At 70.5% G+C, this 13,122-nt stretch carries 16 protein-coding genes and 1 tRNA gene; 6 read left to right on the forward strand and 11 right to left on the reverse strand.

Going from position 1 to position 13,122, the window contains the following annotated elements:
- A partial coding sequence (locus tag AC0IW9_RS12690; protein WP_471648619.1) for an invasion associated locus B family protein occupies positions 1-495 on the forward strand: 495 nt, incomplete at its 5' end.
- Position 496: 1 nt separating this feature from the next.
- On the opposite strand, the gene AC0IW9_RS12695 is transcribed toward AC0IW9_RS12690, so the two are convergent.
- The 3 genes from AC0IW9_RS12695 to AC0IW9_RS12705 form a co-directional block, all read right to left on the reverse strand.
- Positions 497-1,606 carry an enolase C-terminal domain-like protein gene (locus tag AC0IW9_RS12695; protein ID WP_471648620.1) on the reverse strand — a complete coding sequence of 370 codons (1,110 nt, stop codon included), beginning with the start codon at positions 1,604-1,606 and terminating at the stop codon, positions 497-499.
- 293 nt (positions 1,607-1,899) lie between these two features.
- Positions 1,900-2,100, reverse strand: a complete 201-nt coding sequence (locus tag AC0IW9_RS12700) for a hypothetical protein (protein WP_471648621.1) — start codon at positions 2,098-2,100, stop codon at positions 1,900-1,902.
- 86 nt (positions 2,101-2,186) lie between these two features.
- Positions 2,187-2,262: transfer RNA gene (locus tag AC0IW9_RS12705), tRNA-Ala, on the reverse strand.
- A gap of 143 nt (positions 2,263-2,405) precedes the next feature.
- Here AC0IW9_RS12705 and AC0IW9_RS12710 point away from each other — a divergent pair.
- From AC0IW9_RS12710 to AC0IW9_RS12725, 4 genes are all read left to right on the forward strand, one after another.
- Positions 2,406-3,116 (forward strand): CoA transferase subunit A, encoded by a 711-nt coding sequence (locus tag AC0IW9_RS12710; protein ID WP_471648622.1) that lies wholly within the window; start codon positions 2,406-2,408, stop codon positions 3,114-3,116.
- 12 nt (positions 3,117-3,128) lie between these two features.
- Positions 3,129-3,779, forward strand: coding sequence for a CoA transferase subunit B (locus AC0IW9_RS12715; RefSeq protein WP_471648623.1), 651 nt, complete (start codon positions 3,129-3,131; stop codon positions 3,777-3,779).
- Positions 3,780-4,089: 310 nt separating this feature from the next.
- Positions 4,090-4,584 carry a winged helix-turn-helix transcriptional regulator gene (locus AC0IW9_RS12720; protein WP_471648624.1) on the forward strand — a complete coding sequence of 165 codons (495 nt, stop codon included), beginning with the start codon at positions 4,090-4,092 and terminating at the stop codon, positions 4,582-4,584.
- Positions 4,577-5,917 (forward strand): MATE family efflux transporter, encoded by a 1,341-nt coding sequence (locus tag AC0IW9_RS12725; RefSeq protein ID WP_471648625.1) that lies wholly within the window; start codon positions 4,577-4,579, stop codon positions 5,915-5,917. The genes AC0IW9_RS12720 and AC0IW9_RS12725 overlap by 8 nt, the downstream gene beginning before the upstream one ends.
- On the opposite strand, the gene AC0IW9_RS12730 is transcribed toward AC0IW9_RS12725, so the two are convergent.
- The 7 genes from AC0IW9_RS12730 to AC0IW9_RS12760 form a co-directional block, all read right to left on the reverse strand.
- On the reverse strand, positions 5,874-6,278 hold the full coding sequence (locus tag AC0IW9_RS12730; protein WP_471648626.1) for a nuclear transport factor 2 family protein: 405 nt from the start codon (positions 6,276-6,278) through the stop codon (positions 5,874-5,876). The two genes, AC0IW9_RS12725 and AC0IW9_RS12730, sit on opposite strands and share 44 nt — an antisense overlap.
- A gap of 5 nt (positions 6,279-6,283) precedes the next feature.
- The gene (locus AC0IW9_RS12735; protein WP_471648627.1) at positions 6,284-7,246 is read right to left on the reverse strand and encodes a tripartite tricarboxylate transporter substrate binding protein; all 963 of its coding nucleotides are present in this window, start codon (positions 7,244-7,246) and stop codon (positions 6,284-6,286) included.
- The gene (locus AC0IW9_RS12740) at positions 7,243-8,277 is read right to left on the reverse strand and encodes an NAD-dependent epimerase/dehydratase family protein (RefSeq protein WP_471648628.1); all 1,035 of its coding nucleotides are present in this window, start codon (positions 8,275-8,277) and stop codon (positions 7,243-7,245) included. Before AC0IW9_RS12740 ends, AC0IW9_RS12735 begins: the two co-directional genes overlap by 4 nt.
- Before the next feature lie 74 nt (positions 8,278-8,351).
- The gene (locus AC0IW9_RS12745; protein ID WP_471648629.1) at positions 8,352-8,951 is read right to left on the reverse strand and encodes a metal-dependent hydrolase; all 600 of its coding nucleotides are present in this window, start codon (positions 8,949-8,951) and stop codon (positions 8,352-8,354) included.
- A gap of 89 nt (positions 8,952-9,040) precedes the next feature.
- Positions 9,041-10,048 (reverse strand): methyltransferase, encoded by a 1,008-nt coding sequence (locus tag AC0IW9_RS12750; RefSeq protein WP_471648630.1) that lies wholly within the window; start codon positions 10,046-10,048, stop codon positions 9,041-9,043.
- A gap of 39 nt (positions 10,049-10,087) precedes the next feature.
- The gene (locus AC0IW9_RS12755) at positions 10,088-10,702 is read right to left on the reverse strand and encodes a hypothetical protein (protein WP_471648631.1); all 615 of its coding nucleotides are present in this window, start codon (positions 10,700-10,702) and stop codon (positions 10,088-10,090) included.
- Positions 10,703-11,473: an MBL fold metallo-hydrolase gene (locus AC0IW9_RS12760; protein ID WP_471648632.1), complete on the reverse strand. Its 771-nt coding sequence runs from the start codon at positions 11,471-11,473 to the stop codon at positions 10,703-10,705.
- Positions 11,474-11,645: 172 nt separating this feature from the next.
- Here AC0IW9_RS12760 and AC0IW9_RS12765 point away from each other — a divergent pair, with 172 nt between their 5' ends.
- Positions 11,646-12,467: a hypothetical protein gene (locus tag AC0IW9_RS12765; protein WP_471648633.1), complete on the forward strand. Its 822-nt coding sequence runs from the start codon at positions 11,646-11,648 to the stop codon at positions 12,465-12,467.
- Here the strand turns inward: AC0IW9_RS12765 and AC0IW9_RS12770 are convergent.
- Entirely contained in the window at positions 12,464-13,120 is a 657-nt protein-coding gene (locus tag AC0IW9_RS12770; protein ID WP_471648634.1) for an arylsulfatase, read from the reverse strand. The genes AC0IW9_RS12765 and AC0IW9_RS12770 overlap by 4 nt on opposite strands.
- Positions 13,121-13,122 lie beyond the last annotated feature (2 nt).

Raw genomic sequence — 13,122 nt, forward strand, 5'->3', positions numbered from 1 at the left:
GCCCCCGCCCCCGCCGAGTCCCCGGAACGCACCATGGCCGTCTTCGGCGACTGGGTGGTCCGCTGCGAGGGCCGCGCCGCCACCGCCACCGCCCCGGCCGGGCGCAATTGCGAGATGGCGCAGACCACCACCGACCAGCGGCAGCAGCCCGTCGCCGTGCTCGCCATCGGCCGCCAGACCAAGGGCGATCCGCTGCGGCTGGTCGCCCAGGTGCCGGTCAACGTGCAGCCGGGCCCGGGCGCGCGCCTCGCGCTGGACATCCCCGGCCGGACCGAGCCGCCGGTGCCCCTGCCCTTCCGCCACTGCATCCCGAACGGCTGCTTCGCCGATGTCGAGCTGCGCGAGGATGCGCTGCTGCGCCGCCTGCGCGCCCGCCCGGCCGATGCCGCCGGCCGCCTGGAATGGCGCAATGCGGCCGGGGCGGAGACCGCCATCCCGGTCTCCTTCCGCGGCTTCGGCGCGGCCTACGACGCGCTGGCGAAGGAAGCCGAGTAGCTCACTCCAGCACCGCGATCTGCTTCCGCGCGATCAGCGCGAAGTCGATCTCGGCGCCGAGGCCGGGCTTCTCCGGCGCATGGACCAGCCCGTCGCGGCCGACCACGATGTCCTGCGCCAGCCCGTACTTGTGCGCGCCGTCGGGCAGCAGCACCTCGAAGTAGGTGGTGTTGCGGATGGCGCAGCAGACATGCAGGTTGGCGACGTTGTTCAGCGAATTGCCGCCGTGGTGGACCTCGTAGTTCATGCGGAAGGCCTCGGCGAGATGCGCGGTCTTCATCAGCGTGGTGATGCCGCCCTTCACCGCCACGTCGCCGCGCAGGTAGTCGGTCGCCTGCAGCATGATCCAGGGCGCATAGCTCTCGAGCCCCGTCGCCGGGTATTCGGTGGCGACGATCGGGATGTCCAGCTTCTGCCGCAGCTTCACGTAGCTGGTGATGTCCTGGTCGTGCAGCGGGTCCTCGTACCAGAGGAAGCCGAGCTCCTCGATGGCGCGTCCGACGCGCAGCGCCGCGGGGAAGTCGTAGCACCAGGTGCTGTCGAGCATCAGCGTGTAGTCCTCGCCGACCGCCTCGCGCACCGCCTGGCAGACCTTGATGTCGGTCTTCCACTGCTGCGGCGGATGGATCTTGTAGGCGGCCCAGCCGGCGTCGCGGAAGGCCAACGCCTCCTCGGCATAGGCCTCGGCGGAGGGCAGCATGGCCGAGGACGCATAGGCCGGGATGGAATGCCGCGTGGTGCCCAGCAGCCGGTGGATCGGCATGCCGGCGGCCTGCCCGGCGATGTCCCAGAGCGCCACGTCGACCGCGCCGATGGACCGCACCGAGATCACCCGCGACCAGGGCCAGAGCGCGGCATTCAGCCTTTCCCGGTCGAGCGGGTCCTGGCCCATCAGGATCGGCTTGAGGAAGCGGATCAGCCCCGGCCCGTCGTTCACCGCGGTATGGGTGGCGGAGCCGAGGAAGGCATGGCCGGTGATGCCCGCATCGGTGCCGATCTTCAGCAGGCCGAGCGCGGAGGAGCCGGATTCGAGCCGCGCCGCGGCGTGGTAGCGCGTCGGCGGGATGTCGTCCCAGGCGAAGAGCGTCAGCGAGACATGGGTGATCTTCATCGGTGCATCCCTCCCGTTTGGCGGGGAGGGTAGGGACGGGCCGGGTGCGGCCGCAAGGGCGGGCCGCCGCGGCCTCAGGTGAGGGCGCTGAGGAAGGCGGCGCGGTTGCTGGCCAGGGCCACGGTGACGGCCAGCAGCACCAGGCCGGCCACCGCCATCAGTCGTTCGGTCTTGCTCATCATGCCGTCTTCCTGCCGCAAGGATGGGGGTCGCGCCAGGGGGCTGCCCATGGCGAAACGGTGAATATCCGGCCTGTGAAAAGCCGGGCGGTGATTGGAAAGCAGCCGGCGGCCTCAGGCGGCGAGGCGCTGCGGCCCCTCGGTCCTGGGGGTGGCGAAGGCCTGCTGGATCGCGCGCTTCAGCCAGTCGTCGAAGCCCTGGTCCGGCCGGGGCTGCGCGGCTTTGGCTTGCGGGGTGGCCTGGGTCTGCATGGCGGCATCCTTCTCGATCCGAGACCGGCGCAACGCCGCCATCCGGGCGAAAGATCTCCGCATCCATTTCAAGCCTGGGTTATCCGGGCGCGGGCCGGGCGCAAAGAAAAAGGGCCTGACCGCTTCCGCGATCAGGCCCTTTGAAATCTTGGTGGAGCCAGGCGGAATCGAACCGCCGACCTCTTGAATGCCATTCAAGCGCTCTCCCAACTGAGCTATGGCCCCCCAGGAAGGAGGCGCCGTATAGCCGTGCCCCGCAGGCCGCGCAATACCCCCCCGGCAACTATTTGGCACGGCATCCGGCCCCTTCCGCCATTCCCCCTGGCCGATTAGGTTGCCGGCGGAATTGTGCCAGGGAGCTTCGACCCATGGGTAAGGTGTACCGGGATGCGAAGGACGCCCTCAGCGGCGCACTCCGCGACGGGATGATGATCATGTCCGGCGGCTTCGGCCTCTGCGGCATCCCCTCCCTGCTGATCGAGGCGATCCGCGACAGCGGCGTGCGCGACCTGACCATCGTCTCGAACAACGCGGGCATCGACGATGCCGGGCTCGGCCTGCTGCTGCAGACCCGGCAGGTGCGGAAGATGATCAGCAGCTATGTGGGGGAGAACGCGACCTTCGCCCGGCAATTCCTCGCCGGGGAGCTGGAGATCGAGTTCAACCCGCAGGGCACGCTGGCCGAGCGCATCCGCGCCGGCGGCGCCGGCATCCCGGCCTTCTATACCAAGACCGGCGTCGGCACGAAGGTGGCCGAGGGCAAGCCCACCGCCGAATTCGACGGCGAGACCTATGTGCAGGAACGCGGCCTCGTCGCCGACCTCGCCATCATCCATGCCTGGAAGGGCGACGAGGAGGGCAACCTCGTCTATCGCCGCACCGCGCGGAACTTCAACCCGATGATGGCGACCGCGGCGAAGCTGACCGTCGCGCAGGTCGAGCACCTGGTGCAGTGCGGCGACCTCGACCCGGACCACATCGTCACCCCCGGCATCTTCGTGAAGCGGCTGGTCCAGGTCGGCCCCGGCTTCGAGAAGCGGATCGAGCAGCGCACCACCCGCAAGCAGCTGATGGCCTGAGGAGGACCGACCATGCCCTGGACCCGTGACCAGATGGCCGCCCGCGCGGCCGCCGAGCTTGAGGACGGCTTCTACGTGAACCTCGGCATCGGCATCCCGACGCTGGTGGCCAACCACGTCCCCTCCGACATCAACGTCCAGCTGCAGAGCGAGAACGGCATGCTCGGCCTCGGCCCCTTCCCCTATGAGGGGGAGGAGGACCCGGACCTCATCAATGCCGGCAAGCAGACCATCACCGCCCTGCCGACCAGCAGCTACTTCTCCAGCGCCGACAGCTTCGCCATGATCCGCGGCGGGCACATCGACCTTTCCATCCTCGGCGCGCTGCAGGTCGCGGCGAATGGCGACCTCGCCAACTGGATGATCCCGGGGAAGATGGTGAAGGGCATGGGCGGCGCCATGGACCTGGTCGCCGGGGTGAAGAAGGTGGTGGTGCTGATGGAGCATACCGCCGGCGGCAAGCCCAAGCTGCTGAAGGACTGCAACCTGCCGCTGACCGGCGCCCGGGTGGTGGACATGGTCATCACCGAGCTCGGCGTCTTCGAGCTGGCCCGCCGCGGCGAGACCGACGTGAAGCTGGTCGAGCTGGCGCCCGAGGTGACGCTGGAGGAGATCACGGCCAAGACCGAGGCCCCCTTCACCGTGGCGCTGCGCAAGGCCTGAGGGCATCCCGGCGCGGCCCACCCGGCCGCGCCGGCCTTGCTTCGGCAGGCGGATCGGTTTATAGGAATATTTGCCGAAGACGTCGCTGCGTCCGGCGATCGGGCGCCCAGGCCCTGAAATTCTAAAATTCCTCGGCCGAAATCCAATCATTCCAATGGTTTGGACGCCAAAAAATAAATGGAATTGGTAGGAATTGAGGCGAATTTTACGGAATTTAGTCGAATTGAGCAGGATTTAGCAGCGTTGATCCGGCTTGCATCACGCAAGCCAGGGTGCTTGCATCGCGCAAGTCACCCGGGGTCCGCCCGCCATGGTCCGTACCGATTTCACCCAGATGCGCTGCCCCGTCGCCCGCTCCATGGCGGTGCTGGGCGAACGCTGGGCCATGCTGGTCCTGCGCGAATGCTTCTACGGCACCACCCGCTTCGATGAATTCGAACGCAACCTCGGCATCGCCCCGAACATCCTCTCCGCCCGCCTGCGGGAGCTGACGGCGCATGGCCTGCTGGCCAAGACCCCCGCCGGCTCCGGCCGGCACGACTACATCCTCACCGAGAAGGGCCGCGACTTCTTCCCCGCCTATGTCGCCCTGAAGGGCTGGGCGGACCGCTGGATGACCGGCCCCGAAGGCCCCCTGGTGGTGCTGGAGGACCGCGCCACCGGCCAGCCCATCGCCCCCGCCCAGACCCTGTCCTCGGCCGGCACGCCGCTGCGGCCGGAGGATGTCCGCGTCCTGCCCGGCCCCGGCGCCGGTGCCGCCACCCGCAGCCGCTTCGCCGCGGCGGAAACCGACCCGCATGGCTGATGGCACCGCAGTCCTCGCGCCCACCCCGCTCGGCGTGCTTCTGAGGCGCGTCTGGGCCCTGGCGGCGCCCACCACCGCGGTCTCCGCCATCCAGTCCGCCTGCCAGCTGGTGGAGCCCGTCCTGGCCTCCCGCCAGGGCACCGCGGCGCTGGCCGGCTGGGCGGTGGTGCTGCCCTTCGCCCTGCTGATGCAGCAGATGTCGGCGGGCGCCATGGGCGGCGGCGTGGTCTCCGCCATCGCCCGCACGCTGGGTGCCGGCAAGCGCGAGGAAGCCTCGGCGCTGGTGCTCCATGCGCTGGTCATCTCGATCGGCTTCGCGCTGGTCTTCATGGTGCTGCTGGCCGGCTTCCCGGCAGAGATCCTCAATGCCATCGGCGGGCCGGAGGTCGCCGCCGCCGCCGCCTCCTACTGCGCCTGGCTCTTCGGCGCCGGGGCGATCCCGGCCTGGCTGGCGAATACCCTCGCCTCCGTCCTGCGCGGCGGGGGGCGGCATGCGCTGGCCTCCCGCGTGCTGCTGCTCGCCTGGCTCGGCTACCCGCCACTGGCCTGGGCGCTGATGGAGCGGGCCGGACTGGGGCTGAAGGGCGCCGGCATCGCCTTCGCGGTGATGATGACGGCGGCCAGCATCGGCATGGCCGCGGTGGTGCTGGCCGGCGGCGCCGGCTTCTCGCCCACGCTCCGGGTGAAGCTGCAGGCGAGCCTCTTCTCCCGCATCCTCTCGGTCGGGCTGGTGGCCTGCGCCATGGCGACCATCGCCAACCTCACCACCATCCTGGTGACCGCCCGCATCGCCGCCTATGGGGCGACGGCGGTGGCCGCCTACGGCGTCTCGGCGCGGATCGAATTCCTGATGGTGCCGCTGGCCTTCGGCGTCGGCTCGGCGCTGACGGCGCTGGTCGGCCGCGCGGTCGGCGCCGGGGATTGGCTGACGGCGCGGCGCACCGCCTGGGCCGGCGGGCTGATGGCGCTCGGCGTCACGCTGGTGGTCGGCGTCTTCGTCTCGGTCTTCCCGGGCTGGACCGCTTCGGCCTTCAGCCGCGACCCGGAGGTGGTCGCCATCGCCACCCAGGCGCTGGCGGTGATCGGCTTCGCCCTGCCGGGCTTCGGCGTCGGCATGGCGCTGTATTTCGCCAGCATGGGCGCGGGGCGGATGGTCTGGCCGGCGATCGCCGCGATCTCCCGCATCACCCTCGCGGTGGGCGGCGGCTGGGTGCTGGGGGATTGGCTGGGGATGGGGCTGCAGGGCCAGTTCATCGCCGTGGCGCTGGGCATCAGCGCCTATGGCATCGTCACTGCCCTCTCGGTCCGGCCGGGGGTCTGGTCGGCGCGGTAGCCATAGTCTGGCCGGCGACCCAGAGCCAGCCGCCGGCCGCGTCCCGGAAGACGCCGAGCGAGCGGTAGCGCGCATCCTGCACCTCGCCCGCCACCGAGAAGCGGTCGTGCAGGATGAAGTCGGCGACCGCGAAGCCGCCGAAGCTGGTGACCTGCAGGCTTTCCACCACCTGTTCGAGGAAGACCACCTGGCCGGAGGTGCAATAGGCATCGACGTAGCCGGCCTGGTCGAAGCGCCGCCCGGACGCATTCACGTAGAGGAAGTCCGGGTCCAGCAGCGCCGTCAGCGCATCGGCGTCGCGCCCGCGCAGCGCCGCCGACTTGGCGGCGAGCAGGGCGCGGATCGCTTCCGCCGGCAGCATGGCGGCTATTTCTGCACCCAGGGGGTCCGCTGCCAGAGGCCGCGGTAATCCGCCTCCTGCCGCCGCAGCCGGGTGAACCAGGCCTCGCCGGGCTCAAAGGCCGGCTCGGTGAAGCGGGATTCCAGCGCCTTGACGAATTCGGGGTCCCTGGCGATCTCCTCCGTCACCTCGCGCAGCTTGCCGAGGATGCCGGCCGGCACCCCCGCCGGCGCCACCACCCCTCGCTCCGAGGCCATCTCCACGGGATAGCCCAGTTCCTTCAACGTTGGCACGTCGCGGCAGAAGCGGCTGCGGGTGGCGCCGGCCTGGGCCAGGATGCGGAAGCCCTCCGGCGCCGCGGTGACGGCGCCGAGGTTGAGGCCCATGAGGTCGACCTGCTTGCTCAGCACCGCGGTGCGCAATTGCGGATCGCCGGCGAAGACCACATGCGTCAGCCGCACGCCGGTGAGTTCCTGCAGCAGCACCAATTGCAGGTGGTCGTCGGTGCCGATGCCGGGCGAGGCGAAGGTCACCGTTTCCGGCGCCGCCTTTGCCGCGTCGAGCACGTCCTTCAGCGTCTTGTAGGGACCATCGGCCTGGGCGGTGATCGCGCTCGGGTCGGTGACGAGGTTGGCGATGGGCGCGAAGCTGTCCAGCCTGAACTGCCCCGTCCGCTCGATCGGGATGGTGAGCAGGCCGGGGTAGTTGGTGGTGCCCAGCGTATGCCCGTCCGGCTTGGCCCGGGCAGTGGCGCCGAGGGCCAGCTCGCCGCCCGCGCCGGTGCGGTTGGTGACGACGACGGTGCCGCCGAGCTTCTGCTCCAGCGCCCGGCCATAGGTGCGGGCATCGAGGTCGGTGCCGCCGCCGGCGCTGAAGCCGACCAGGATCTCGATCGGCCGGTCGGGGAAGCGGTTGGTCTGCGCCAGCGCCGGGGCGAAGGCCGGCGCCGCGAGCGCCGCCCCGAGAAGGCCGCGACGAGAGGTGCTCACTGGCCCTTCCCCTCGTTGCCCTCGCGCCATTCGATCAGCCGGCGCAGGCCCTCGCGCATGTCGACTTCCGGCGCCCAGCCGATGGCATCCTTCGCCGCCTCATGCGCGATGCGGAAGGCGCCGCCGCTGGTCAGCCGCACCTTGCCGTCGCTGCCGACGAACTCCGGCTTGGCGCCGCCGCCGGCCAGCTCGGTCACCAGCTCGACCAGCTGCAGCGTCGTCACCGGCGCCGGGCCGGAGGTATTCACCGCGACATCGGTCGCCGCACTCTCGAAGGCCATGCGGTTGGCCCGCGCGAGGTCGCCGACATAGACGAAATGCTTGGTCTCCGAACCGTCGCCGAAGACCTGCGGCGCCTCACCGCGCTTCACCTTGTCGATGGTCTCGATGATGTAGAGCGCGTTCGCCGCGCGGTAGTGCTGGCGTTCGCCGTAGACGGTGGAATAGCGCAGCACGACGTAGTCCTGGCCCCACTTGCGGTAGGCGTCGCGGCAGAGCTGCTCGCCGATGATCTTGCTGGCGCCGTAGAGGATGGCGGCCGGCGGCGCGCCGACGCTGTGGAAGGGCGTGCTCTCGACCAGTTCCCCCGCCACGCCCGGCCCGTAGCCGTAGGTGGCGTTGGAGGAGGCGAAGACGACCTTCGCCACCTTGTTGGCGCGGCAGGCCTCCAGCGCATTCTGCACGCCGCGGATGTTCACATCGAGCCCGGCCCAGGGATCGCGGTCCATCGACAGGGTCATGTAGGCGGCGAGCTGCAGCACGCCGGCCGCGCCTTCCGTCACCCGCAGCAGGTCGGCCATGCGCATGACGTCGCCGCGCACCAGCTTGAGGCGCGGATGATCCTTCAGATGGGCGATGGCGGCTTCCGAGCCGAAGGCGAAATTGTCGAACAGCACCACTTCGGAGGCGCCATGGTCCAGCAGCTCCCCGGCGGTGGCGGAGCCGACCAGGCTGGCGCCGCCGACGATGACGAAGCGATTGCCGCTGATGGGAACTGCGGCGGAGCCGCTGACGGAAACGGAGGCGGACATGCGGTTTCAACTCCCGAGTATCGTTGGCCGCATCCAAGCGCCTCCGGCGTTCCAGGCCAAGGGGCCGGGCCGGATTATCCGCGGGCGCCGCGCGGAGATTGATCGGCCAGCTTGCGCTTCGGCGGCCGCGGCGGACGCGCCGGGGGCAGGGGCAGGGCCTCGCAATTCCAGCAGAAGCCGAGCTTCTCCAGCGCCGCCCGCGGGTCCGGCCGGTCCGGCACGGTGGCCAGCGCGGCGGCGATCAGCAGGGCGACCACCAGCGGCTCGAAGGCCGAGCCGGTGCGGCAGACCGGCAGCGCCCAGGTGCCCTTGAAGGGCCAGGAGAGCCGCAGGCCGCCCGGCGTCAGCAGGTCCCCGAACAGGTGGCTGAGGTACCCGACCACCACCGGCGCGGCCAATTCCGCCGGCACCGCGTGATGCCGCAGCACCCACCAGCAACCCACCACCGCCAGCAGCGAATGGGTGACGCCGCGATGCCCGAAGAGGCCGGCGATCATGTCGGAGACCGGCCGCAGCCGCTTGCCCACCCAGGATTTCGGATGGTCCACGTCGGGCAGCAGCCCGCCGAGCGCCGCCAGCGCCAGCGGCACCGGCTCCAGCGCCGGCTGGCCGAAATGCGGCGCCGCGGCCATCCAGGCGGCGACGCCCAGGGCAACATGGGAGCCCGCCATCATGGCGTGCAAGGTCCTGTCCGAGGGTGCTGGAGCGAAGCCTCAAAAATCCAGCGTAACCTGCGGAATGTCCACCGTTTTTCGCAGCAAGACTACTTGAGGCCGATCGCCATCGAATAAGGGCCCTGCAATGGCTGCACCCGCGCCTCGCGGAAGCCGGCCTGCAGCATCCAGCCACGGCAGTCGGCGCCGGTGTAGTCGAAGCCGCCGGGCGTCTCGATCAGCATGTTGAGGCTCATCAACAGGCCGAAGGCATTCTCCCGCCTGTCGTCGTCGATCATCCCGTCGTAGACGATCAGCGCGCCGCCCTCGGGCAGGGCGGCATGGGCGCGGCGCAGCAGCTCGACTTTCTGCCCCGCGTCCCAGTCGTGCAGGATATGGCCCATGACCAGCACCTCGGCCCCGGGCATGGGCTGGGCGAAGAAGTCGCCGGGGACGAAGCGCATGCGGTCCCCGAGTCGCTGGTCCCGTGCGAAGGCCTCGAAGACCGGCTGGACCGGCGGCAGGTCGAAGCCGATGCCGGTCAGCTGGGGATGCGCCCGCAGGATCTCGGCGAGGCAGCCGCCCTGGGCGCAGCCGATATCGGCGACGGTCCGGCGCCCTGCCCAGGGGAAGGCATGGGCGATGGCGGCGGCATTCGGCCGGCTCACCCCCGTCATCGCGCCGAGGAAGCCGGCGAGCACGGCGGGCTCGGCATAGATCGCCGCGAAGGGATCGGGGCCGCCGTCGCGTGCCTCGTTCTGCGGCTGGCCCGTGCGCAGCGCCTCGGTCAGCCGGCCCCAGAAGGGGTAGAGCCGGGCATTGGCCATCTCCAGCAGCCCGCCGACATAGCCGGGCTGGCCGCGCACCAGGAAGGCCGCGGTCTCCGGCGTATTGGCATAGCGGCCTGCGGCATCGCGGCTGAGCATCCGCAGCGCCACCAGCGCATCGAGGAAGTCGCGGAGCGCGCGTGGATGCAGCCCGTGCCGCGCGCCGATGGCCGCGGCCTCCTGCGGCCCCGCCTCGGCCAGGGTGGTGAAGAGGCCGAGCTCGACCGCGCTGAGCAGCACCTTCGAGCCCCAGAAGCCCAGGCCGAGTTGCAGGATCGCATCGGGGGTCATGCCGTTCTTCCTCCGGGCAGGGTCAGGTGAGGGGCAAGGTCAGGTGAGGGCCAGGGCCGCCAGGAAGCGCTCGGCGGCAAGCTCGGGCGGCCAGGGGCGCCAGGCCTCGCCGCCGTAGATCGGCACCAGCGGGTCCTGCGCCATGACGCCGGCGCGGATGCCGAGCGTCCCGCGCACCTCGGCCGCGGTCCAGCCGGCGACATGCACCGCCTCGGCCGCGGCCATGGCGATGTCGCAGGATTTGTGGGCACGCTTCTCCTCCGCCGTCCAGGGCGGCAGGCCGTAGCGCAGGGCGACGACCTCCTGCAGGCGGGATTGCAGCTCGGCGAAGCCGGGGCCGAGGAAGGGCTTCAGCGGCGAGATGCAGTCGAAGTTGATCAGCCCTTCCTCGGCATCATGCAGCAGCTCCCGCCGTGCCTGGCCGGGGTTCAGCACCGCCCGGGACCGGCGCAGCGCCAGCACCGCGAGCGAATGCTGCGCGACCGAGAGCGGCGCGCCGGGCCAGATGGAATGCCCGCCCCAGCGGAAGGTGCGGGACAGGCCGATGGCGAGATCCTCCTCCGACCAGTCGAAGGCGGTGGGGGAAAGCAGGTCGAGCCGGCGCCCGGAGGGCAGCCGGATCCAGGCGCGCGACGGCGTGGCCCTTGGGGCCATTCAGAAGCGCGGCTCGGTGATGTCGAATTCCTGCATCACCTCCAGGTCCTCGGAGAACCAGGCCTTGATGCCGGCGCGGCGCTGGCCGATGAACTCGGGCTGCCCCGCGGCATCGAGCCGCATGGTCAGGTCGTGGCCGGGGATGAGCAGGGTGCCGGGTACCTGTTTCCACAGCGACCAGATGAGGTCGAGGCTGGACCGGCTGGCGGCGGCATCCATGGTCATGTCGGTCGCCAGCGAGAGCATCTCCGCGCGGTTCTTCGCGGCATCGCCGCTGAAGACGACCGGGACCTCGTTGCCCTCGAGCCGGTAGACCAGGCAGCCCGGGGTATGGCCGGGGCAGAGATGCGCGGTGAAGCCATCCAGGAACCGCTCGCCGTCTTCCAGCAGATGCAGCTTCGGGTGCTTCGCCAGGTCGGCGACATAGAGCTCGGGCAGCGGGTTGAAGCCGGGCGGGACGCTGGTGGCCCAGTCCATCTCGACCTTGCCGATCCAGACGGCGGCATTGGGGAAGAGCGTGTAGTTCACCGAATGATCCCAATGGGCATGGGTGAGGACCACGTCGGTGACTTCCTCCGGCGCGACGCCGGCGGCGGCGAGCTGCTTGCCGAATTCGGGACGGACGGCGAAGGCACCGACATCGATGAGGATCGTCCGGCCCAGGGTGGAAGAATGGGTGCCGCGGAGCAGGGCGATGGTGCTCCAGCCCAGCCCGCCGTGGCAGAGCGACTTTCCGGGATAGCCCTGGATCAGCACATCGATCTGGTACATGGCGCAGCATCCTCTCCGGTTTGCCGCAGCCTCGGGTCGCCGCCGGCCTTCGTCAATCGGCTGGCAGGAAGGGATTGTTTTTCACGCAACTTATACCGAAAATAGAACGAGGCGGGCGCCTGGTGCGCCAGAGGCGAGGCGTGGCCCCGCAGGCCGCGGGTGGTGGACAGGCATGGGACCGCGCAGGGCGAGATCGGGCGGGTGTTTCGCCTTGGCGGCGGGGGTGCTGCTGGCCGGCGGCGCCGCGGCCGGTCCCTGGGCCCAGGACGAGGGCCATGGGCAGCTCATCCTCCAGGCCGGCCCCTATGGCTCCGACGTGAACGGCACGGATGACCGGGGCCGGACCACGGGCATCGGCAAGCTCTATCGCGGCGATGCCGGCGCCTATTGGGAACATGGGCTCAGCCCGCGCTGGACGGTGGGGCTGGCGCCGCGGCTGCAGGCGGCCTGGCTGGACGACCGGGTGAACCACCGGACCACGGCCAGCCAGGGCCTGGCGGAGCTGGGCACCTTCGCCCGCTACCGGATCTACAAGGGCGACTACGACAGCCTCTCGATCCAGGGCACGGTCAATACGCCGGGCGTCGCCAACGACAGCAACCGGCTGCGCATCGCCGAGCCGCATCCGAGCCTGGCGATGAGCCTGGCCTATGGCATCGGCCTGCCGCTGCCACGCGGCATGTCCGCCTTCGCCGCCTTCGAGGCCGGCTATCGCTACAGGCCCGGCAATGCGGCGGATGAGCTGCGCCTGGATGCCACGGTGGGCTTCCGGCCGATCCCGCGCTGGATGGTGATCGCGCAGAGCTTCTCGACGCTCGGCATGCGGAACAATGCGCCGGGCGGGGCGGATTACGCGGTGAACAAGGTGCAGTTCTCGGTCGTGCACGACCTGACGGAACGGCATTCCATCGCGGTCGGCTACATGCGGGAGATCGACGGCCGCCGGGTCGCGCTGGGCCAGGCGGTATTCGGCAGCCTCTGGTACCGGTACTAGGACAGCAGCGCCTTCAGCTTGCGCACGGCACTGTCCGGCGTGGTGAAGACCGGGCGGCCGGTCGTGGCCTCCACCGCCGGCGCCACGCGGGCGAGGCTGAACTGGGCGACGGCGACCACGTCGCACTTCGCCAGGGACCGTGCGGCGAGGCCGGCCAGCCGGTCGTGCTCCGCCGCATCGCCGGCGTCCAGCGCGGCGAGCGAACCGGTGGCGAGCTGGCAGACCACCTCCACGTCCTCCGGGAATTCGGCGGGCATGGTATCCAGCGTCGGCTGGAAGCTGGCGAGCAGGCCGATGCGCGGGCGGCGGCCGGCGGGCGCGAGGCGGCGGGCCTCGGCCACCGCCTCGTCGATCATCGCCTCGTTCGGCTTCAGCACGGGCATCGGGGATTGCTCGGCGGCGACGGCATCGATGCAGGGGCCGAAGGCGGAGCAGGTGAAGAGGATGCCCTGCGCCCCGGTGCCGACGGCATAGCGCGAGAGGGTGAGGAAGCGCTCGGTCATCGCCTGGTCCAGCGAACCCTTCCGGGCGAGGTCGGCGGAGAGGCTGTCGTCCAGCAGGTTCATCAGCACCGCCTCCGGCCAGGCGCGGGCGAAGGCGGCCTCGATCGGCGGCGGGGAATGCCGGAGGGCGTGGATCAGGGCGATGCGCATGG

Source organism: Belnapia sp. AC561, from assembly GCF_979252845.1.

Coding starts and splice junctions, on each gene's coding strand:
- AC0IW9_RS12695 (WP_471648620.1), bottom strand. CDS start 1,606: ATGAAGATCACCCATGTCTCGCTGACGCTCTTCGCCTGGGACGACATC.
- AC0IW9_RS12700 (WP_471648621.1), bottom strand. CDS start 2,100: ATGCGGAGATCTTTCGCCCGGATGGCGGCGTTGCGCCGGTCTCGGATC.
- AC0IW9_RS12710 (WP_471648622.1), top strand. CDS start 2,406: ATGGGTAAGGTGTACCGGGATGCGAAGGACGCCCTCAGCGGCGCACTC.
- AC0IW9_RS12715 (WP_471648623.1), top strand. CDS start 3,129: ATGCCCTGGACCCGTGACCAGATGGCCGCCCGCGCGGCCGCCGAGCTT.
- AC0IW9_RS12720 (WP_471648624.1), top strand. CDS start 4,090: ATGGTCCGTACCGATTTCACCCAGATGCGCTGCCCCGTCGCCCGCTCC.
- AC0IW9_RS12725 (WP_471648625.1), top strand. CDS start 4,577: ATGGCTGATGGCACCGCAGTCCTCGCGCCCACCCCGCTCGGCGTGCTT.
- AC0IW9_RS12730 (WP_471648626.1), bottom strand. CDS start 6,278: ATGCTGCCGGCGGAAGCGATCCGCGCCCTGCTCGCCGCCAAGTCGGCG.
- AC0IW9_RS12740 (WP_471648628.1), bottom strand. CDS start 8,277: ATGTCCGCCTCCGTTTCCGTCAGCGGCTCCGCCGCAGTTCCCATCAGC.
- AC0IW9_RS12745 (WP_471648629.1), bottom strand. CDS start 8,951: ATGATGGCGGGCTCCCATGTTGCCCTGGGCGTCGCCGCCTGGATGGCC.
- AC0IW9_RS12750 (WP_471648630.1), bottom strand. CDS start 10,048: ATGACCCCCGATGCGATCCTGCAACTCGGCCTGGGCTTCTGGGGCTCG.
- AC0IW9_RS12755 (WP_471648631.1), bottom strand. CDS start 10,702: ATGGCCCCAAGGGCCACGCCGTCGCGCGCCTGGATCCGGCTGCCCTCC.
- AC0IW9_RS12760 (WP_471648632.1), bottom strand. CDS start 11,473: ATGTACCAGATCGATGTGCTGATCCAGGGCTATCCCGGAAAGTCGCTC.
- AC0IW9_RS12765 (WP_471648633.1), top strand. CDS start 11,646: ATGGGACCGCGCAGGGCGAGATCGGGCGGGTGTTTCGCCTTGGCGGCG.
- AC0IW9_RS12770 (WP_471648634.1), bottom strand. CDS start 13,120: ATGCGCATCGCCCTGATCCACGCCCTCCGGCATTCCCCGCCGCCGATC.